Source organism: Campylobacter sp. RM12642 (assembly GCF_020137635.1).
Classification (GTDB): Bacteria; Campylobacterota; Campylobacteria; order Campylobacterales; family Campylobacteraceae; genus Campylobacter_E.
In genome coordinates this window covers 138,316-156,615 of record NZ_JACGAT010000001.1, presented here as the reverse complement: position 1 = coordinate 156,615, position 18,300 = coordinate 138,316, and the positions used below count along the sequence as shown (strand labels likewise).

Genomic DNA, 18,300 nt, shown 5'->3' with positions numbered 1-18,300 from the left:
ATGTTGGTAGAAGACTTTATAAAATATGTAAAAATCTCATCTCAAAGCGACGCTAGTAAGAGTAATACTCCTACTAGCGAAGGGCAGTTGCAATTAGCGAAATTATTAAAAAGTGAGCTAGAGAATTTAGGACTTAGCGAAATTAAGCTAAATGATAATGGTATTTTAACCGCACTTTTAGCTGGTGATAAAACTAAGACTAGCTTAGGTTTTGTAGCTCATCTTGATACTATTGATGTTGGGCTTAGTCCTTGTGTAAATCCTAAGATTTTAAGATTTGAAGGTAAGGATTTAGATTTAGGTAAAGCGGTTTTAGAGATTTCTAAACACCCTGAAATTATGAAGTATTTAAATGAAGACATTATTTTTAGCGATGGCTCATCTGTTTTAGGGGCTGATAATAAGGCTGCAATTGCTGTTATTATAAACTTAATTAAAACTCTTAAAAATAGTGATATTAATCATCCTGATATATTTTTAGCTTTTGTGCCAGATGAAGAAATAGGGCTTTTAGGCTCAAAGCAGCTTAATTTAGATGATTTTAGGACAACTCATCCTTATACTATTGATTGTTGTGAGGTTGGGGAATTAATGTATGAGACATTTAATGCAGCAAGTGCAAAGCTTAATATAATAGGTGTATCAGCACACCCAATGAATGCTTATAAAATAATGCTAAATCCAACTTTATTAGCAAATGAGTTTATAAATCTTTTTGATAGATTGCAAACTCCTGAAAATACTAAAGATAAAGATGGATATATTTGGATAAATGAAATGCACTCAAATCAAAACGAAGCTAGTGTGTGTTTAAATATAAGAGACCACGATAAAACTAAGTTTGAAGAGAAAAAAGAATACATTAAAACTTGCGTTGATTTTATGCAAAATAAATATAAAAAAGCTAGTTTTAAACTAGAAATGAGCGATACTTATTACAATCTAAAAGATGCTTTAAATGATGATAATAAAGATAGTTTAGATAAATTATATAAAGCTTTTGAATTATCAAATATTAAAGCAAATACAATTGCTATGCGTGGTGGGACTGATGGAAGTGCGTTGAGTGTAAAGGGTCTTTTTACCCCGAATTTTTTCACAGGAGCACATAATTTTCATTCAAGATTTGAGTTTTTACCTGTTAAATCACTTGAAAAATCTTATGAAGTAGCACTTAATTTAGTAAAAATATATTCAAACTAGGAATTTTAATTCCTAGTTTTAAATTCTTAAAAGCTATATCCTAAATTAACTCCGTATCTAATACCTTTAGCTATTACATCATTTGTATAACTTGCTTTAATTCCTGCATAAAAGCCGTCTAAATTGCGAGTGAATTTATAACCTAGCATAAGATTTGCTTCATAATTTAGTCTTTTTTGTTGCTCGTTAAATAATTTATCTCTTTTATTATCTAAATAAAATTTTGCAAAAGCACTAGCTTCAACAACTAATCCTTCATCAAAAATATTCATAGTGCTAGCTCCTAATTTGATTAAATTAGTATTAGCTACTAAATTTTTAGTATTAGTTTTGCTTTTGATTTTTTCATGACCTAAGCCACCTAAGATATTAAAGCCTGATTTAACTCCTACATTATTATTAAAAAATCCAATACCACCTAATACATTAACAGCAGTATAAGTGCTTGAAATTTTGCCACTTTCTATATTATTTTTATATTCTGAATCAAAGTCGTGAATGCTTAAATCTGCACCAAAAATAAAATCATTATCATAATTACTAAGTTTATAAGAATTTATAAAAATTCTTCCTTGATAAATACCATTATCGCTTAAATTAAGCCCGTAATCTTTAGCTTTTCCTACCATAAAATCAGCACCTACGAAGTTTTGTGCGTTTAGGCTGATTACACATATTAGTGTTGATAAAATTTTTTTCATATTATCTCCTTTTTAAAAAATGTTAATTCTATATTTGTATTTTTATATTTTAGTAATTTATAAATTATGACAATATATAGGCTTTTTGATATTAGAAATAAGTTGTCCGTTATTATTTTTAGGAATTGTTATAAAACCTATATTATTTATTACAATACATATTGAGTTATTTTGGTCTATATTAGTTGATTTGCTTAGTCTAATAATATATGAATTAGCTTTTATTAGATTATAAGTTTTTGTTTTATTAGTATATGAACTTGAAAATAATTCTCCTAATTCATTTACCATTATTCTATGAGTTTTTTTGTATTTATTATTTAGATTATAAAATACATCAATTTTAGTTATTCCAAAGCTTTTTGTAAGATTTGTCCTTGTTGTAAGCAAATTATCATCTACGCTTATTCCTGCATATCTAGCTCCAATTAGTTTTGTTTTATCAAATAAATCTTTTGCTAATTCATTTGCATCTGGATTTGATGAGCTAGAACCTATGCTATCGCTAAAAATACTATATCCAAATTCTTGATGATTGCATTTGTATTTGTTATATGAAGTTTTTGTATTTGCTACACAATGAAAATATATTTGCCAATATGATTTATCGTAATTTGTCGTATAATCATATACATCGTAATTTAGTGCTAAATCACGAAGTATATAAATATCTTGAGATAAACTCCTAGCTGCTAGGATTAAAGAATTTGAATTGATTTTTGATATTGCTATACTTGAGAGTATTCCAGCTACAACTAAAACTAAAACTAATTCAATTAAAGTAAAGCCACGCTTATTTGCACGCAGCTTTGTCAATATGTACGAATCCAGAATATTTCTCTACATAAATACAAGCTATATCACTACCTTTTGAAATTTCTATTTTAAATCCACTTGGATTTTGATTAAAGTTTAAAGGCTCTCCTAATTCATTAAATATAATAGTATCCGTAGGTGTTAGACCGCTAGCAGGAGTTGTTGTTGGTGTAGTTGGGGTAAATGTTATATTGTATTTTTTAATTTTAAGAATAGCTGTTCTTGTAGCACAATTTTCATTGTTTTCAAAATCACATATTCTTTTATCAGGATTTAAAAAATCTTCAGCATATTCTGCTAAAACAGGCGTACTTCCTTTTGTGTTGTATTCGGTTTTACTAATTTTATAAATCTTATTAGAAGCTATTGTAAAGCGATAATATTTATTATGATAACCATTTGTTCCATCATAAGCGTCATCTCCTAACGCTAGAATTTTTGTATATCTAATATCGTTTGCAATACTTCTAGCAGCATCTATTAATTCACTTGTGTGTATTTTAGAAACAGCAACCGCGCTAAGTATAGCACCAACAACCATAACAACTAATAATTCAATCATAGTAAAAGCTTTTTTCATACTTACATCCATTCTAAAACTTGAGCTAACTCATTAGCTACAAAGCATTTAATACCTTTAAAATTACTTTTATTTGGAATTATAGCATTTTTAAAACCTTGATTTTTTGCTTCATTAAGTCTAATATCAAGGCTGAAAACTTCGCAAATTCCACCATTTAAACTAAGCTCTCCAATAAATACACTCTCATTGCTTAAAACTCTATTTTTAAAGCTAGATATTATAGCAGCTGCAACTGCTAAATCAGCAGCAGTTTCACTAACTTTTATCCCACCGCTAATATTTATAAATACATCATATCTTGCAAGTGGAATTTCTAATTTTCTCTCAAGCAAGGCTAAAATCATATCAAGTCTATTTCTATCAAATCCGGTTGCACTTCTTTTAGGATATGCACTTTCGCATACTAAAGCCTGAACTTCAAGAGTAATTGCTCTGCTACCTTCTAAAATAATAGTTAAAGCACTTCCTGCGTGATTTTTACCTACAAATCTAGTTTTAATATTGTTTGCACTTATAAGTCCATTTTCGCTCATTTGCCAAATGCCTATTTCGCTAGTGCTTCCGAAACGATTTTTAAATCCCCTTAAAATTCTTAATTCCTTACTAGCATCACCTTCAAAATAAAGCACCACATCAACCATATGCTCAAGCACTCTAGGTCCTGCAATTGAGCCTTCTTTAGTGATATGTCCTATTATAAATGTGCTAATATTATTGCTTTTGCTTAGTTTCATTAGCTCAAATGTAAGCTCTCTTACTTGAGTGATTGAACCAGCACATGAACTTATATTTTCTGAATAAATAGTTTGAATACTATCTATAATTAAGACTTCATAATTATTGCTTAAAACTTCATTTTTAATATTTTCAAAACAAAGTTCTGTAAGTAAAAACAAATTATCTTCATTAGCATTTAATCTATTTGCACGAAGTTTTATTTGACTTTTACTCTCTTCAGCACTAACATAAAGGACTTTTTTGCCATTTTTTGCTAAGTTTGCAGCGGTTTTTAAGAGTAAAGTTGATTTTCCAACACCAGGAGAGCCACCTAGTAAAACTAATGAGCCTACAACAAGCCCACCACCTAAAACCAAATCAAGCTCTTTATCATAAGTTGAAAATCTATCAACTTGCTCAATTAAAACTTCTTTAATACTAACTGCTTTATTTGAATTTGGTTTTATTTCGTTTTTTAATACTTCAATTTGAGTTTGATTTAATTCTAAATATGAATTAAATGCCCCACATTCAGGGCATTTGCCTAAAAATCTAATTTGCTGATTACCACAAGCTTGGCATTCATAAAGGCTTGATTTTTTCTTAGCCATTGTTAAAAATTCCGTCTAAAAGAACCTTTAAATATTCATTTGCTTTAAAAGGAGCAATATCATTTGCACCTTCTCCATATCCAAAATATAAAATTGGTAGTTCTAATTCTCTTGCAATTGCAAATAATGAACCACCCTTACTTGTTCCATCAAGTTTGGTAATAATTACTCCATCAAGCTTTACTAAATCATTAAAAACTTTTGCTTGATTAATACCACTATTTCCTTGAGTTGCATCTAGGACTAGAATTTTTCTATGTGGAGCGTTTTCATAAGCACGAGATGAAATTCTTATTATTTTTTCTAGTTCATTTGCTAGATTTTTTTTATTTTCTAATCTTCCTGCTGTATCAATAATCACATTATCATAACCTTTGCTAAGTGCTTTTGTAATGGTATCAAAAGCAACTGCACTTGGGTCATGCCCTTGTTTAGTGCTTACAATATCGCAATTATTCTTACTAGCCCAAAGTTCAAGTTGCATAATTGCACCTGCTCTAAAAGTATCACAAGCTCCTAGTAAAACTTTTTTGCCTTGATTTTTATAAAAATTACTTAATTTTCCTATGGTTGTAGTCTTTCCTACTCCATTTACACCTAATATCAATTCTACAAATGGTTTATCATTAGAATTTGAATTAGGATTTTCATACATAAAATATGAGCTCATTACTCTTTCTAAATCTGCTCTTTCAACTATATCTTTAGGTGGTAAGTAGTATAAAATCTCTTCTACTATTTCATAAGTAATATCAGCATTTACTAGCATTTCTTCTAATAAATCTTTACTTATTTTTTCGTTTTTTGGTTTTACTTGATTTATAGCTTCAAGTGTTTTTGCTAAGCCTTTTTTTAAAAAATCTAACATTATTTCATAACCTTTTGAATATCAATATCAAGCATTTCTTCATAAACTGCACCTAGATAGTTGTTTATGTTTTTACCATTTTGGTCGTATAAAGCAATATATGGAATGCCGTTAATTTCTCCTAAAACTTTTAAAAATGTGTAATTATTATCACCTGTAACAATATCATAGCTAATACCATTATCCTTAATAAATTTAGCTATTTCTTCATCACTTTTATCTTCTAATAAAACACCAATAACTCTTAATCTATCTTTATATTTTAATGCTAAATCATTTAAGTGTGGAATTTCAGCCTTGCAAGGTGGGCACCAAGTAGTAAAGAAATTAAATAATATAATTTTATCATTTGAAGTAAATTCTAAGTCTTTATTATCATTATTAATTCTTTTAATTTCAAAAATCTCATCGCTATTATAAAATTTTAAAGAGAATTTAATTAGTCTATTAAAATCAGGTTCTTTTTTAACTTCAACTTGAGTAATTTGTTCGCTTTCTTCTTCTTTTTTATCTTCTTTCTTATCAAAACAAGCGGTAAAAAACAATAAAGCAACGCTTAGCAATATAGCTTTCATTTTAATTCCTTATGTAATATGCTTATAAATTTTTTAGGTTAGATTATGGATAAAAAGTTAATAAGAGAAAAATTTCATAAAGAAAATTATAAATTTTGTAAAAATTACGGAAGTTTTAGAGCTATTTTAAAAATAATATCTAAAGTTAAAACAAATAAAAAATTAAATCTTTTAATTTATATTGCAAAAGATAAAGAAATAAATTTATATAAATACAAAAGATTTTTATGTAAAAAATTCAATATTTATATTCCAAAAATGCTTAGTGATAATAGTTTGGCTTTTAATAAATTAAGGTTTCCATTAAGTGAAGTTAGATTTAAAATAAAAGAAAGCTCAAGTAAGATTGAAAATATTAAAATTGATATTGCAATTATACCTGTTTTAGGAATTGATAAGGATTTTAGAAGAGTAGGTTTTGGCAAAGGATTTTACGATAGAACTTTTTCTAAAATTGATTATGATTTATTAATTATTTTTATTCAAAATATAAAATCCGTTACTAAAAACAAAATTTGTTTAAAATCGGATATTCAAGGCGATTTTTATATCGCAAATGGTAAAACAATAAAAAGAAAGAGAAGTTATGACATTAGTTGAAATTATATCGTTATTAGCGGTATTTATTCTAGGAGGAGCATTAGGAGTTTTAGTAGCCAAAAGAATACACGAAGCTCATTTTAAAATTCACGAAGAACAAGCAAAAGCAAAAGCAAAAGTGATTGAATATGAAGCTGAAAAAATACTAAGAAATGCTGATAAAGTTCTAGAAAATGCCAAAGCAAGTGAGGGTAAGATTGAGTTGAGTTATAAAAAATCTTATGATGAAAAGATTTTAGAACTTCAAAAAGAACACGATAAGAAAATTCTAGAAATTGAGAAAAAAGAGCAAATTCTAGCAATAAACGAACAAAAATTAGATGAATTTAAAGCAAGTATTGTAAAAAGCGAGCAAGCTGCAAATGAATTGATGGAAGAAGCAAATATACTTAAAAAATCTTGCGAAGCAAAAATGCAAGAATTATTAAGCAGTATTGAAAATATAAGTGGTTTAACTCAAAGCGAAGCAAGAGAATTAGTAATAAATCAAGCTAAAGAAGATGCAAGAGATGAAATCGCTCATATCGTAAGAAAATGCGAAGAAGAAGCAAAATCTCAAGCAAAAGCAAAAGCAGGATATATCCTAGCACAAGCTACTACTAGATTTGCAGGTGAATATGCAAGTGAGAGATTAATTAGCGTAATAAATCTTAAAAGCGATGATTTAAAAGGAAGAATTATAGGTAAAGAAGGAAGAAATATAAAAACACTTGAAATGGTTTTAGGTGTTGATGTAATTATTGATGATACTCCAAACGCAATTATTATTAGCTCATTTAATGTTTTACGCCGTGCAATTGCTAAAAAAGTAATTGATTTGTTAATAGATGATGGAAGAATTCAGCCAGCTAGAATTGAAGAATTACACGAAAGAGTTTCAAAAGAATTTGAAGAAGAAATGTTTAATGAAGGTCAAAATATCATAATGGATTTAGGACTTACAAAAATGGCTCCTGAATTAGTAAAATTAATTGGCCGTTTAAAATATCGTGCAAGTTACGGACAAAACGCATTAGCACATAGCTTAGAAGTTGCACATTTAGCAGGAATTATCGCAGCTGAATGTGGTGGTAATACAAGACTTGCAAGGCGTGCTGGAATTTTACATGATATTGGCAAGGCTTTAACTCACGAATATGAAGGTAGCCATGTTGATTTAGGTGCTATGGTTTGTGAAAGGCACAAAGAGCATCCTGTGGTATTAAACGCTATTTTTGCTCACCATGGGCATGAAGATGCTCTAAGTATTGAAGCTGCTGCAGTTTGCACAGCTGATGTTTTAAGTGCGGCAAGACCAGGTGCTAGAAGAGAAGTTTTAGAAGCGTTTTTAAAGCGTGTTAGTGAGCTTGAAGCTATTGCAAAACAACATTCTCAAGTTAAAAAAGCTTATGCAATTAATGCTGGTCGTGAAATTAGAGTTATTGTAAATGCTAAGCTAATTAATGATGATGAAAGTGTTCTTTTAGCTAAAGAAATAGCTAGTGAAATAACAAGTAGCTTACAATTTCCAGGAGAAATTAAAGTAAATGTTATCCGTGAAACTAGAGCTGTGGAGCTAGCGAAATAATGCAAGAATTTATAGAAAAATTTGTAGAATACGGATATATTTTAGTATTTTTATACTCTTTAGGCGGCGGTATGTTAGCACTGCTTGCCTTAGGAGTGTTTGCAAGTGCTTATAATGTAAATCCTTATATTAGTATTTTAGTAGCTTTTGTGGGTAATTTTTTAGGCTCGTCAGCTTTATTTTATTTTACTAGAGCTAGTAAAAAAGACTTTCAAAAACATCTTGTAAAGCATAAAAGAAAACTAGCTCTTTTAGTAGTTTTATTTAGAAAAAATGGCTTTATTTTTACTTTAGTTTGTAAGTTTGTTTATGGGCTTAAAACCTTAGGTCCAATAGCAGCTGAGATTTCAAAATTAAGCTTTTTTAGATTTAGTATTTATAATTTAATTTCTTGTTTTGTTTGGGCTGTTGTGGTGTTTTATGCTGCGTTTTATTTAGGAGATAGTTTGGCTAAAACTTTTGATGAATATTCATCTTATATGCCAATTATTTTACTTGTTTTATTGATTGTAATTTTCACATATTTAAAAATAAAAGCGAAGAAATGAAAACTAAGAAATTATTAAATATTAGATTTTTTTTAAGAAAGATAATTCATTTTAAAAATCATAAATTCCTAAATCAAATTCTACTAGATTATCCGAAATTATCTAATAAATTTAGCGAGAATTTAAAATATCACAATGATATGTTATGCAAAAAATACGGGGCTACTAATTTTACTTTTGAATATTCAAATGAATGTTTTAAAAGGGATTTAGAAATTATTACAAATAGATTTTCGGATATTTTAAGTAATGATGAGATTATTTTTAATGAATTTGATTTAAAAATTACGCTTAGCTCAAATCCTAAAGTAATTAGCGAAGGACTTTTTACAATTCATTTGCATTATAAAAATGAGCTTTTATATTCTTTAAGTTTTGTTTTATTAAATGATGCTTTATTAATCACGGCCTTACAGGGTAATTTAAATACTAAAGATGAGATAAAAGAATTTACTAAAGTTTATTTTGGTTTAAGACCGCTTAATTTTATTATATTTTTTGCTTTTATTTTTGCTGAGTTTTTAGGTATAAATAAAGTTTGCGGAGTAAAGGATAGATTTTTAGTATCAAGATTTAAACGCAATAGAAAAAGAGATGGAAGAGTATTTGTAATACCAAATTATGATGAAATATGGCAAGAAAATACAAAAATTATTAAAGAAGAAAAATCATTTTATGTATTAGAATATTTGCAAAAAGATTTAGAAGAAATACCATCAAAAAAACGCTCAATGTATAAAAAAAGATTTGAGTTCTTAAAAACGATTAAATTGTAAGCAATAATTATTCCTAACTAGCTAAAATGCTCTTTATGAGAGTAGATAAATTTTTAAATGCAGTAAATATCACAAAACGCCGTTCAATTTCACTTGATATGTGTAAAAACGGCGTAATTTGTATAAATGGAAATGTTGTTAAACCTAGTAAAGAAGTAAAAGTTGGCGATATTATAAGTCTAAATCTTTTAAACGAGCAAATCAGATTTAAGGTATTAGCTTTACCTACAACTAAAAATGTAGCTAAAGCAAAATCAAATGAATATGTGGAAAAACTAGATGATAATCAAGGCTAATTTAGATAATTTAGATTTAGTGGTAAATGAGTTTGGTGATAATGGGATTTATTTATTACAAGGCGATTTAGCTAGTGGCAAGACTACTTTAGTAAATAAAATAGCAAATAAAAAATTAAATCAAAAAGCAATTTCTCCAACTTTTAGTGTATTAAATACTTATAAAAACGATACTAATACGATTTATCATTATGATATTTATCAAAAAGGAACAAAAGCTTTTATAGAAAATGGTTTGTTTGAGAATTTGTTTAATGATGGTCTTCATTTAATTGAATGGGCTGATGATGATTTTATAAAAATATTAGAGCAATTTGCACTTGAATACAAGATTGTAAAAATTAGCACTAATAATGAAGGTAGGCTTTATGAGTTTAGTTAATTTAAAAGCGTGTGGTCTAAAAAAAAGTATAAAAAATATAGAAATTATAAAAAATGTAGATATTAGTATGGATAATTCTCAAATAGTAGGATTATTTGGAAGTAATGGTGCAGGAAAAACTACTACATTTTATATGATTTGCGGACTTGTTAGTCCTAGTGCTGGGGATATTTTTTTAGATGATTTAAATATTACTAACGAGCCACTTCATAAACGCGCAATTCTAGGCATTGGTTATTTACCACAAGATTCAAGTGTTTTAAAAGATTTAAGTGTTTGGGAAAATATGCAAATTGCAGCAGAACTTAAAGGGCTTAAAAATATAGATGAATTAATAGAAGAAAAATTAAATCTTTTAAAGATTTATGATAGAAAAGACCGCCTTGCAAAAAGTCTTAGCGGTGGGGAGCGTCGTAGATTAGAAATAGCTAGAGCTTTAGTTTTAGAGCCTAAGTTTTTATTACTTGATGAGCCTTTTGCTGGGGTTGATCCAAAAAGTATTAATGATGTTCAAAGCATTATTAAGGATTTAAAAGATTTAAATATAGGCGTATTAATTACTGACCATAATGTCCGTGAAACCCTTAGAATTTGTGATAAAGCTTATGTTTTAGATAGTGGCAGTATTTTAGCTAGTGGAAGTGCTAAAGAAATTGCAAATAATGAAATAGTAAAAAGCAAATATTTAGGTAAAAACTTTTCTTTATAATGTTAAAAGTCCGTCAGCAAGTAAGCCAAAAGCCAAAATTATCTCAAACCCTTAGAAGCTGGTTGCCACTGCTTCAAGCTAGTAGTGATGATTTAGAAGATGAAGTAAATAATCTAGCAAAAGATAATCCTTGCATAAAAATTAGCTCAAAAAAAGAAATAAATGATAAAAAATCTAACAAAAGTATAAGACAATTATATTCTAAAGGCGGTGGTTTGATTGAAGAATTAAATATCGCTAAAAAAAGCATATATGATGATTTAGAATTACAGCTTAATAAGACTTTATTTCCTACTCAAAAATCTCAAGAAATTGCAAGAATTATTATAAGTTGCCTTGATGAGAATGGATATTTTGTATATGATGAAAATATTTGTTTAGGATATTTATTAGAAGATATAGAAAAAGTTAGAAAGAGATTTTGCTACCTTGAGCCTTTAGGAGTTGGTGCGATTAATTATATTGAAGCTTTAGAGTTTTGCTTATTGAATGCGAATTTAGAAAATGAATTATTTTTATTATGTAAAAAGCTTATAAATGATTTGGATAATTTATCAAAATATACTAAAAATCCTTTATATAAAGACGCAATAAGAATTATAAAAAGCTTTAATCTACCGCCTTTTATTGATGATTTAGAAGATAGCAAAGAGATTATTCCTGATATTTATATTTTAAATGAGAATGGAAAATTAGAAATAATTATCAATGATGATTATTATCCGCAGATTGAAATTCAAGACTATAAAGAGTTAAAAGAACAAGTAAAAAATGCTAAAAATTTAGTAGATGCTTTAGAGATGAGAAAGGCGACTTTAAAAAAACTCGCCTTAATGATAGTTGAATATCAATATGATTATTTTTTAGGTGGAGATATTAAGCCATTAAAAATGCAGGATTTAGCAACTGAACTTGATAGAAATACTAGCACAATTAGCCGTGCAATAGCTAATAAATACATTAGCTCAAATCGTGGGATAATAGCTATTAAAGACTTTTTTGCAGCAGAATTAAACGATGGCACAAGTAATAAAACCATCAAAGAATTTGTAAGCGAATTAATCAAAAATGAAAATCACTTAAAACCTTTAAGCGATCAATTAATTTTAGAAAAAATAGAAAAAGAATTTAATGTAAAAATAGTAAGAAGAACTATCACAAAATATAGAAAATTACTAGATATTCCAAGCTCAAGCGAGAGAAAAAAATTATATTCATTAAGGTAGAAAAATGACTTATTTAGAACTAAAAGAAAAATATAAAGATATAAGAATTATAGCGGTTAGTAAATACACAACAGATGAGAAAATAATGGCTTTACATAAATTAGGGCAAATTGAATTTGGTGAAAACAAAGTGCAGGATTTAGCTAGAAAAAAGGCTGAATTATCAAGTGATATTAACTGGCATTTCATAGGAAATTTGCAAAAAAACAAAGCTAATTTACTTATAAAAACAAAGCCTGTTATGTGGCAAAGTTGCATTAATTTAGACCTTGCAAAATATGTTGATGCTAGACTTGATTATGAGCTAGATACATTGCTTGAGATAAATGTGGCTAACGAAGATAGCAAGGCTGGTATTAATCCAAGTAAAGCGATTGATGAGTATTTAGCGATTAAACAAAATTGTAAATTCATAAAGCCTGTAGGAGTTATGTGTATAGGTGCTATGAGCGATGATATTAAGCAAATTATTAAGAGTTTTGATTTGTGTTATAAGATTTATGATGAGCTTAAAAAAGATGGAGCTAAGATTTGCTCTATGGGTATGAGTAGTGATTATGAAATAGCTATTAAAAGTGGAGCAAATATGATACGCTTAGGCAGTGTACTGTTTAAATAATGAAATAAATTTTCATTTTATAAGATAAGTTTTTATAGTTTTAGTTATCTTAATTTTTATATAAAATATTATTAAATAATAAGAGCTATTTTAAGATATTATTTTTTTAATTTTATATAAAGTTTTGATTTTAAATTCCAAAATCTTTAATATCGTAAATATTGTTTATTACAAATACAAAATAAAATATATATAAGTTCTAAAATATCTTTATATTTAAAATATTGAAATTAACAATATAATATTAATTTGCTTTTTATTTTAAAGTATTATCTCCTATTTTAAATTCTTAAAATGTATTGAATTTAAAATAGGAATTGAGTTTATATTTTTAACTCCCATTCATAAGCGCTTTTGCAAATTAATTCAAGGTTGTCGTTACTATATTTCCAATCTGTTAAAGAAGTTATTTTTTTATTAGATGCTACAAGTGAGCTAGGATCTCCTGTGCGTCTATCTGCCATTTCTACTTTAAAATCATTACCACTGATTTTTTTCATAATATCAATTACTTCTTTTACGCTAGTTCCTTTTGAGTACCCAACATTAAAGGCTTGACTTGTTTTTTGGTTTTTTAAATATTTTAATGCTTCAATATGTGCGATAGCCAAGTCATCAACGTGTATATAATCCCTTACGCAAGTTCCATCAGGGGTATTATAATCATTACCATATAAATACATTTTATCTCTTTTATTAGCAGCACATTCAGCAGCTATTTTTATAAGCAAGCTAGATTTACTAAATTGACCTAAAGGTGCAATTAGGCTTGCTCCTGCAACATTAAAGTATCTTAATGCTATGAAATTAAATTCTTTCTTAGCATTTGATAAATCATTTAATATATATTCGCCTATTAGTTTTGTTAAACCATAAGGATTTATAGGATTTTTTGGAGTATCTTCTGTGATTAATTCATTAGTTTTTGGTTCTCCATAAGTTGCAGCAGAACTTGAGAAAATAAAATTATTAATATCGTATTTTTCACAAATTTTTAATAAATTAATCATATTTGATACATTATTATCATGATATTTTAATGGATTTTGCGTGCTTTCAAATACGCTAGTATTAGCTGCAAAATGCACTACACAATCTATTTTATTATTGGTTACTATTTGTTCTATTAGTTCTAAATTTCCAAAATTTCCTTCGTAGAATTTAAAATTATCAAATTTATTTAACACTTCTAAAGCCCTTGCATTTCCAGTGCTAATATTATCAATACCTATAACTTTATAATTATTCTTTAAAAAATGATAACTTGTAATTGAGCCAATATAACCTGCTGCGCCTGTAATTAAAATCATTCTTCATTCCTTTCTAAATGTATTATTTCATCAAGCACGACTGTTGCGTATGAGCCTTTTTGTAGGCTAAATTCAAGGCTAAGTTGTGCTAATTCTTCATTATAGTTAATTTTTTCATCATTTGTGTAAGTCCATAAATATCTTCTTGAACCATTTTGAGTTTTTAATAAATCAAAATAATCTTTATATATGCTATTTTCAATTTCGCCTAAAAAACCTTCATTTAATTTAGGTTTATTTCCTAGTATCAATCCAGAAGGGCTAATATCTCTTGCTAAAAATCTTTTTAAACCATTTTCTAAATTCTCATTAAATACCTTGCCGTAAGGATAATGCTCATATATTTCATTATCAAATAATTTAAAAAATTGCTCTTGTTTTTTTAGATTTTCAACTAAAGTTTTATCCTTATAAAGTGCTAATAATTCTTGTTTAGAAAAATCATTGCTAAATCTTGAAATTTCTATTCTTTTTGATAAATATGTATTGAATAATTCGCTTTGAAATGCAGAAATTAAAAAGTTATTTAATTTATTATTTTTAAATTTTAATTCGTTTTTTAATATTTCTAAGCCTGTTTTTGCATTATCATTATCTTTGCCAAAACGCTGATAGCCATAATAATTAGGAAAGCCATTTTCTTTAATATTTGTAAAAATTTGTTCAATCTTTAAGGCGTCAATTTTATTAACTTTTTTTAATCTTATAAAAAATGAATTACCTTTTAAATGTCCGATTTTTAATTTATTATTGTGTAAAAAAGTATCAATAATTTTACATTTTTCATGAGAAAATTTAGCTAATTCTTTCTCGTATTTTTTAGGCATTGAAATGTATTGAAATGTAAGTCCTTGCTTGTCTTTAAGACCTGCGTAACCAAAATCTTTTGCTTTAATTCCTGTTGCTGCACTTAAATCTTTTAAAAGTTCATTTGTGCTTAAATCTTTCTTTTGTATATGTAAAATCAAATGCTCTCCAGAGCCACTAAATTCGTATAATGGTATTTCACGCACTACGAAATCGCTAGAATTTTTTGAAAAATAAACATTGATTTTTGAATGAGTGTTTGCTCTTAAATACATATTAAATCCTTTTAATAATTTATAACATTTTTTTGATATAAATTAGTAAAAAAGGAATTTTGTTATGAGAAGTTTTATTTTAAGAGTATTTAGATTTGATGCTAGTAGAGATTATGAGTTTTACTATAAGCCATATGAGATTAATTTAAAAGACATTAACGATAGTTCTACACTTTACGATGTTTTAGGGTTAGTAAAACAACAAGATAGATATTTTAATATGCCAGATTGTAATGAATTTGTAAGGATTGAAAATAAAGTTTTATCACTTAATACAAACATAAATGAACTTATTAAAAAATTTGGAAATGATTTTTGTGTAAGTGCAATTGATTTAAAAAGAGCAAAGCTTGATTTAATGTGTGATGATAGTGATTTTATAAAAGTTTTTGATTATTTTAAAAATATTTGCAATGCAGATGATTATAAAGATTATTTAACTTATAAATTTTTATATTATGCAAGTGATATTCGTGAATATAATGATGAATTTTTAGGTGATAGTGCATTTGTGTTTGCAAATAAATTATTAGAAAAATATCCTAATAAAAGAAAAGATATTTTAGATATTGTTTTTGATAAGGAAAAAGGAATTGAGTATAGTGTAAGCTTAAAACCATTCTTATATAGTGATTATGAAAAATATGAAGAAATTAAAAATTCTTTAAAACATCAAAAGGAGATTAGATGATAACTTTAATAAATGATGATTTTAATTTTTCTAATTTATTAAAAGGTGATTATAGAAAAACCTATGTAAAAACACCTAGTTTTATGAGTGAATATAAAGCAGATGAATATAAAAAAGAATTTGATTCTTGTTTAGGAGAGATGAATTTAATCTGCGATACTAGTATTTTAGATTATGCAAAGAAAAATTATAAAAACGCTTCATGTATTATTCAAGATTTACAAAATATAGAAATTAAAAACGATTTTAATGGTTTTAATGTAGCTGTTTATCGTGGTTTTACCATTGATTTATTTTTACATTTTTTAAAAAAGACTAAGGCAAAATTAATAAATTACGAAACTCAAGAATTTGAAAATGGTTTTAGATTTTTAGATTTTGATAAACAAGTAGCATATAAAAAAGCAGCTAAGATAGTTTTAGATGCTTATGATAGCGGTGCTGATTTTTTAGTGGTTGGCGATAGTTTAAGCTTTAAAATGTTTGATACTTTAAGTGGTGAATTACAAAAAGTATCTAATAGAGATTTTAGTGATTTTTATATTTTACATATGGCTGAGTTTATAAGTTTAGCTAATGGTAATATTCCAGCTAGTCTTAAAGAACATAAATTAAAGGTTAGTTTGGTATGAAAATAGCCATTGCGTGCAAGGATATTTTATTAGAAAAGACTTTAATATTATTTTTACAAGATTATTTAGCAAATAAAAAAGATTGCGATTTTTTAATCACTGATGAAAAATTAATGCACGCAAAAAAACCACAATTTATAATAGGTTTTAATAATGCACATTTAAAATTGCCTTTTAGTAAAGAGCAATTAATTGATGCTTTATATGAGTTTTCAAGCACAATAAATCAAGATGATAATAAGGTTTTAAGTTTTGAAGAAAAACTTGATAAATTACTTAATAAATTTAAATATGATTTACTTCAATTAATGTATGAAAAATAATGTTTTAAGAGTTCAGAGTGGTTTTTTAAAAGGTAAAATTTTAGAAAATCCATCAAAAGATACTACAAGAGCTACAAAAAGTATAGTTAAGTCTTGTGTTTTTAATGTTTTAAGAGATGAATTAAGGGAATATGTTTTTATAGAAGCATTTGGCGGTAGTGCTAGTATGGCGATTGAGGCTATTAGTAATTATGCAAAAAAGGCATTTGCTATTGAGATTGATAAATTAGCGTATAAAAGTGCTTTAAAAAATACAAAAGATTTAAATATAGAAGTTTTAAATGACGATACTTTTAAAGCTTTACCTAATATTATTACTAAATTACAAAATGAAAAAACTATTCTTTATTTAGACCCGCCATTTGATATTAGAGATGGTTTTAGCGATGTATATTTGAAAATCAAGAATTTGTATGAGAATTTAGATTGTGATATTGTCATTATAGAGCATTCTAGCAAGGTTGAATTTGTATCTTTAAAATATACCTTATTTAAGGTAAAAAAATTCGGCAACACAACTCTTAGTTTTTTTACTAGGTCTTAATTTATTTACTTTAGCTTAATAGAATATAGAGCATAATTTTTTTAGTAGGGATACGCAAGCCGAAAGGAAAATTATATATATTTTTATTAGGAGATTTTATGAAAAAGTTTTTATTAGTTTTACTTGCTTTTTCTAGTGTTGCTTTTGCTGCAGAAACTGAAATTGGTAGCGAGTTATTAAAAGCTTGTTCTGTTTTAGCTGCTGGTATTGGCTTAGGTGTTGCTGCACTTGGTGGTGCTATTGGTATGGGTCATGCTGCTGCTGCGACTATTGCAGGAACTGCTAGAAACCCTAGTTTAGGTGGTAAATTATCAACAACTATGTTTATTGCTATTGCGTTAATTGAAGCACAAGTAATTTATGCTCTAGTTATTGGATTAGTATTATTATACGCTAACCCATTTTTAGGATAATTTTAGGCTACTTTTGTAGCCTTTTTTGCGTTTATGGTGGAATTGGTAGACACGCTATCTTGAGGGGGTAGTGCCAACAGGTGTGCGAGTTCAAGTCTCGCTAAACGCACCATGAAAAATAATATTATAAAAGGATTTTGAAGTGAAATTATTAGTAGTAGATGATAGCTCTACAATGAGAAGAATTATTAAAAATACTTTACAAAGATTAGGTCATGAGGATGTTTTAGAAGCTGAACATGGCGTGGAAGCTTGGGGATTGTTGTGTGCAAATAGCGATATTGATGTTTTAATAACAGATTGGAATATGCCTGAAATGAATGGTCTTGAACTTGTTAAAAAAGTAAGAGCTGAAGCTAAATATGCAGATATGCCAATCATTATGGTAACTACTGAAGGTGGTAAAGCAGAAGTTATTACAGCATTAAAAGCTGGTGTTAATAACTATATAGTAAAACCTTTTACTCCACAAGTATTAAAAGAAAAATTAGAAGATGTTTTAGGATAA

The 18,300-nt window shown here is 27.3% G+C and carries 24 protein-coding genes and 1 tRNA gene; 17 read left to right on the top strand and 8 right to left on the bottom strand.

Features of this window, described 5'->3' with window-relative positions; genetic code table 11:
- Positions 1 to 1,203: a peptidase T gene (gene pepT / locus AVBRAN12642_RS00785; protein WP_239803381.1), complete on the top strand. Its 1,203-nt coding sequence runs from the start codon at positions 1 to 3 to the stop codon at positions 1,201 to 1,203.
- Between the two features lie 26 nt (positions 1,204 to 1,229).
- Here the strand turns inward: pepT and AVBRAN12642_RS00780 are convergent, their stop codons facing one another.
- From AVBRAN12642_RS00780 to AVBRAN12642_RS00755, 6 genes are read right to left on the bottom strand one after another with little or no spacing between them, the layout of a single operon-like run.
- Positions 1,230 to 1,904, bottom strand: coding sequence for a hypothetical protein (locus AVBRAN12642_RS00780; RefSeq protein WP_336606848.1), 675 nt, complete (start codon positions 1,902 to 1,904; stop codon positions 1,230 to 1,232).
- A gap of 57 nt (positions 1,905 to 1,961) precedes the next feature.
- The gene (locus AVBRAN12642_RS00775; protein ID WP_336606847.1) at positions 1,962 to 2,720 is read right to left on the bottom strand and encodes a pilus assembly FimT family protein; all 759 of its coding nucleotides are present in this window, start codon (positions 2,718 to 2,720) and stop codon (positions 1,962 to 1,964) included.
- Entirely contained in the window at positions 2,698 to 3,300 is a 603-nt protein-coding gene (locus AVBRAN12642_RS00770; protein ID WP_336606846.1) for a prepilin-type N-terminal cleavage/methylation domain-containing protein, read from the bottom strand. Before AVBRAN12642_RS00770 ends, AVBRAN12642_RS00775 begins: the two co-directional genes overlap by 23 nt.
- 2 nt (positions 3,301 to 3,302) lie before the next feature.
- Positions 3,303 to 4,631 carry a DNA repair protein RadA gene (gene radA / locus AVBRAN12642_RS00765; protein WP_336606845.1) on the bottom strand — a complete coding sequence of 443 codons (1,329 nt, stop codon included), beginning with the start codon at positions 4,629 to 4,631 and terminating at the stop codon, positions 3,303 to 3,305.
- Entirely contained in the window at positions 4,624 to 5,499 is an 876-nt protein-coding gene (gene ftsY, locus AVBRAN12642_RS00760; RefSeq protein WP_214119726.1) for a signal recognition particle-docking protein FtsY, read from the bottom strand. Before ftsY ends, radA begins: the two co-directional genes overlap by 8 nt.
- On the bottom strand, positions 5,499 to 6,074 hold the full coding sequence (locus AVBRAN12642_RS00755) for a TlpA family protein disulfide reductase (protein WP_214115921.1): 576 nt from the start codon (positions 6,072 to 6,074) through the stop codon (positions 5,499 to 5,501). The genes ftsY and AVBRAN12642_RS00755 overlap by 1 nt, the downstream gene beginning before the upstream one ends.
- A gap of 45 nt (positions 6,075 to 6,119) precedes the next feature.
- Between AVBRAN12642_RS00755 and AVBRAN12642_RS00750 the strand changes: the two genes are divergently transcribed.
- The 9 genes from AVBRAN12642_RS00750 to AVBRAN12642_RS00710 are packed head-to-tail and all read left to right on the top strand — an operon-like array spanning position 6,120 to position 12,797.
- Positions 6,120 to 6,674 carry a 5-formyltetrahydrofolate cyclo-ligase gene (locus AVBRAN12642_RS00750; protein ID WP_336607822.1) on the top strand — a complete coding sequence of 185 codons (555 nt, stop codon included), beginning with the start codon at positions 6,120 to 6,122 and terminating at the stop codon, positions 6,672 to 6,674.
- Entirely contained in the window at positions 6,661 to 8,241 is a 1,581-nt protein-coding gene (rny, locus tag AVBRAN12642_RS00745; protein ID WP_214120025.1) for a ribonuclease Y, read from the top strand. Before AVBRAN12642_RS00750 ends, rny begins: the two co-directional genes overlap by 14 nt.
- On the top strand, positions 8,241 to 8,789 hold the full coding sequence (locus tag AVBRAN12642_RS00740) for a DedA family protein (RefSeq protein ID WP_214120024.1): 549 nt from the start codon (positions 8,241 to 8,243) through the stop codon (positions 8,787 to 8,789). The genes rny and AVBRAN12642_RS00740 overlap by 1 nt, the downstream gene beginning before the upstream one ends.
- Positions 8,786 to 9,565 carry a DUF535 family protein gene (locus tag AVBRAN12642_RS00735; RefSeq protein WP_336606843.1) on the top strand — a complete coding sequence of 260 codons (780 nt, stop codon included), beginning with the start codon at positions 8,786 to 8,788 and terminating at the stop codon, positions 9,563 to 9,565. The genes AVBRAN12642_RS00740 and AVBRAN12642_RS00735 overlap by 4 nt, the downstream gene beginning before the upstream one ends.
- A 35-nt stretch (positions 9,566 to 9,600) precedes the next feature.
- A complete protein-coding gene (locus tag AVBRAN12642_RS00730) occupies positions 9,601 to 9,861 on the top strand; it encodes an RNA-binding S4 domain-containing protein (protein WP_214115905.1) in 261 nt (86 codons plus the stop codon).
- Entirely contained in the window at positions 9,845 to 10,243 is a 399-nt protein-coding gene (gene tsaE, locus AVBRAN12642_RS00725; RefSeq protein WP_336606842.1) for a tRNA (adenosine(37)-N6)-threonylcarbamoyltransferase complex ATPase subunit type 1 TsaE, read from the top strand. Before AVBRAN12642_RS00730 ends, tsaE begins: the two co-directional genes overlap by 17 nt.
- On the top strand, positions 10,230 to 10,952 hold the full coding sequence (lptB, locus tag AVBRAN12642_RS00720) for an LPS export ABC transporter ATP-binding protein (protein ID WP_214115900.1): 723 nt from the start codon (positions 10,230 to 10,232) through the stop codon (positions 10,950 to 10,952). The genes tsaE and lptB overlap by 14 nt, the downstream gene beginning before the upstream one ends.
- Positions 10,952 to 12,178, top strand: a complete 1,227-nt coding sequence (locus AVBRAN12642_RS00715; RefSeq protein ID WP_214115898.1) for an RNA polymerase factor sigma-54 — start codon at positions 10,952 to 10,954, stop codon at positions 12,176 to 12,178. The genes lptB and AVBRAN12642_RS00715 overlap by 1 nt, the downstream gene beginning before the upstream one ends.
- Positions 12,179 to 12,182: 4 nt before the next feature.
- Positions 12,183 to 12,797: a YggS family pyridoxal phosphate-dependent enzyme gene (locus tag AVBRAN12642_RS00710; RefSeq protein WP_336606841.1), complete on the top strand. Its 615-nt coding sequence runs from the start codon at positions 12,183 to 12,185 to the stop codon at positions 12,795 to 12,797.
- 323 nt (positions 12,798 to 13,120) lie between these two features.
- On the opposite strand, the gene galE is transcribed toward AVBRAN12642_RS00710, so the two are convergent.
- Together galE and truD are read right to left on the bottom strand one after the other, a co-directional pair.
- Positions 13,121 to 14,107 carry a UDP-glucose 4-epimerase GalE gene (gene galE / locus AVBRAN12642_RS00705; protein ID WP_239803387.1) on the bottom strand — a complete coding sequence of 329 codons (987 nt, stop codon included), beginning with the start codon at positions 14,105 to 14,107 and terminating at the stop codon, positions 13,121 to 13,123.
- Positions 14,104 to 15,189, bottom strand: coding sequence for a tRNA pseudouridine(13) synthase TruD (gene truD / locus AVBRAN12642_RS00700; RefSeq protein WP_336606840.1), 1,086 nt, complete (start codon positions 15,187 to 15,189; stop codon positions 14,104 to 14,106). The genes galE and truD overlap by 4 nt, the downstream gene beginning before the upstream one ends.
- 64 nt (positions 15,190 to 15,253) lie before the next feature.
- On the opposite strand from truD, the gene AVBRAN12642_RS00695 reads away from it, so the two are divergent.
- The 7 genes from AVBRAN12642_RS00695 to AVBRAN12642_RS00665 all read left to right on the top strand — a co-directional run bounded on the left by AVBRAN12642_RS00695 (position 15,254) and on the right by AVBRAN12642_RS00665 (position 18,300).
- Complete coding sequence (locus AVBRAN12642_RS00695; protein WP_214115889.1) at positions 15,254 to 15,880, top strand: DUF5644 domain-containing protein; 627 nt, start codon at positions 15,254 to 15,256, stop codon at positions 15,878 to 15,880.
- Entirely contained in the window at positions 15,877 to 16,512 is a 636-nt protein-coding gene (locus tag AVBRAN12642_RS00690) for an HdrB C-terminal domain-containing protein (RefSeq protein WP_336606839.1), read from the top strand. Before AVBRAN12642_RS00695 ends, AVBRAN12642_RS00690 begins: the two co-directional genes overlap by 4 nt.
- The gene (locus tag AVBRAN12642_RS00685; RefSeq protein ID WP_214115885.1) at positions 16,509 to 16,835 is read left to right on the top strand and encodes an ornithine carbamoyltransferase; all 327 of its coding nucleotides are present in this window, start codon (positions 16,509 to 16,511) and stop codon (positions 16,833 to 16,835) included. Before AVBRAN12642_RS00690 ends, AVBRAN12642_RS00685 begins: the two co-directional genes overlap by 4 nt.
- On the top strand, positions 16,825 to 17,379 hold the full coding sequence (locus AVBRAN12642_RS00680) for an RsmD family RNA methyltransferase (RefSeq protein ID WP_336606838.1): 555 nt from the start codon (positions 16,825 to 16,827) through the stop codon (positions 17,377 to 17,379). Before AVBRAN12642_RS00685 ends, AVBRAN12642_RS00680 begins: the two co-directional genes overlap by 11 nt.
- 98 nt (positions 17,380 to 17,477) lie before the next feature.
- On the top strand, positions 17,478 to 17,792 hold the full coding sequence (locus tag AVBRAN12642_RS00675; protein ID WP_214115881.1) for a F0F1 ATP synthase subunit C: 315 nt from the start codon (positions 17,478 to 17,480) through the stop codon (positions 17,790 to 17,792).
- Positions 17,793 to 17,819: 27 nt separating this feature from the next.
- Positions 17,820 to 17,904 (top strand) — tRNA-Leu (locus AVBRAN12642_RS00670).
- Between the two features lie 30 nt (positions 17,905 to 17,934).
- Positions 17,935 to 18,300, top strand: coding sequence for a chemotaxis response regulator CheY (locus AVBRAN12642_RS00665; protein WP_214115879.1), 366 nt, complete (start codon positions 17,935 to 17,937; stop codon positions 18,298 to 18,300).

Excerpts from the sequence above, each read along its gene's own strand:
- pepT (WP_239803381.1), top strand. The coding sequence starts at position 1 with ATGTTGGTAGAAGACTTTATAAAATATGTAAAAATCTCATCTCAAAGC.
- AVBRAN12642_RS00780 (WP_336606848.1), bottom strand. The coding sequence starts at position 1,904 with ATGAAAAAAATTTTATCAACACTAATATGTGTAATCAGCCTAAACGCA.
- AVBRAN12642_RS00770 (WP_336606846.1), bottom strand. The coding sequence starts at position 3,300 with ATGAAAAAAGCTTTTACTATGATTGAATTATTAGTTGTTATGGTTGTT.
- radA (WP_336606845.1), bottom strand. The coding sequence starts at position 4,631 with ATGGCTAAGAAAAAATCAAGCCTTTATGAATGCCAAGCTTGTGGTAAT.
- ftsY (WP_214119726.1), bottom strand. The coding sequence starts at position 5,499 with ATGTTAGATTTTTTAAAAAAAGGCTTAGCAAAAACACTTGAAGCTATA.
- AVBRAN12642_RS00755 (WP_214115921.1), bottom strand. The coding sequence starts at position 6,074 with ATGAAAGCTATATTGCTAAGCGTTGCTTTATTGTTTTTTACCGCTTGT.
- AVBRAN12642_RS00750 (WP_336607822.1), top strand. The coding sequence starts at position 6,120 with ATGGATAAAAAGTTAATAAGAGAAAAATTTCATAAAGAAAATTATAAA.
- rny (WP_214120025.1), top strand. The coding sequence starts at position 6,661 with ATGACATTAGTTGAAATTATATCGTTATTAGCGGTATTTATTCTAGGA.
- AVBRAN12642_RS00740 (WP_214120024.1), top strand. The coding sequence starts at position 8,241 with ATGCAAGAATTTATAGAAAAATTTGTAGAATACGGATATATTTTAGTA.
- AVBRAN12642_RS00735 (WP_336606843.1), top strand. The coding sequence starts at position 8,786 with ATGAAAACTAAGAAATTATTAAATATTAGATTTTTTTTAAGAAAGATA.
- AVBRAN12642_RS00730 (WP_214115905.1), top strand. The coding sequence starts at position 9,601 with ATGAGAGTAGATAAATTTTTAAATGCAGTAAATATCACAAAACGCCGT.
- tsaE (WP_336606842.1), top strand. The coding sequence starts at position 9,845 with ATGATAATCAAGGCTAATTTAGATAATTTAGATTTAGTGGTAAATGAG.
- lptB (WP_214115900.1), top strand. The coding sequence starts at position 10,230 with ATGAGTTTAGTTAATTTAAAAGCGTGTGGTCTAAAAAAAAGTATAAAA.
- AVBRAN12642_RS00715 (WP_214115898.1), top strand. The coding sequence starts at position 10,952 with ATGTTAAAAGTCCGTCAGCAAGTAAGCCAAAAGCCAAAATTATCTCAA.
- AVBRAN12642_RS00710 (WP_336606841.1), top strand. The coding sequence starts at position 12,183 with ATGACTTATTTAGAACTAAAAGAAAAATATAAAGATATAAGAATTATA.
- galE (WP_239803387.1), bottom strand. The coding sequence starts at position 14,107 with ATGATTTTAATTACAGGCGCAGCAGGTTATATTGGCTCAATTACAAGT.
- truD (WP_336606840.1), bottom strand. The coding sequence starts at position 15,189 with ATGTATTTAAGAGCAAACACTCATTCAAAAATCAATGTTTATTTTTCA.
- AVBRAN12642_RS00695 (WP_214115889.1), top strand. The coding sequence starts at position 15,254 with ATGAGAAGTTTTATTTTAAGAGTATTTAGATTTGATGCTAGTAGAGAT.
- AVBRAN12642_RS00690 (WP_336606839.1), top strand. The coding sequence starts at position 15,877 with ATGATAACTTTAATAAATGATGATTTTAATTTTTCTAATTTATTAAAA.
- AVBRAN12642_RS00685 (WP_214115885.1), top strand. The coding sequence starts at position 16,509 with ATGAAAATAGCCATTGCGTGCAAGGATATTTTATTAGAAAAGACTTTA.
- AVBRAN12642_RS00680 (WP_336606838.1), top strand. The coding sequence starts at position 16,825 with ATGAAAAATAATGTTTTAAGAGTTCAGAGTGGTTTTTTAAAAGGTAAA.
- AVBRAN12642_RS00675 (WP_214115881.1), top strand. The coding sequence starts at position 17,478 with ATGAAAAAGTTTTTATTAGTTTTACTTGCTTTTTCTAGTGTTGCTTTT.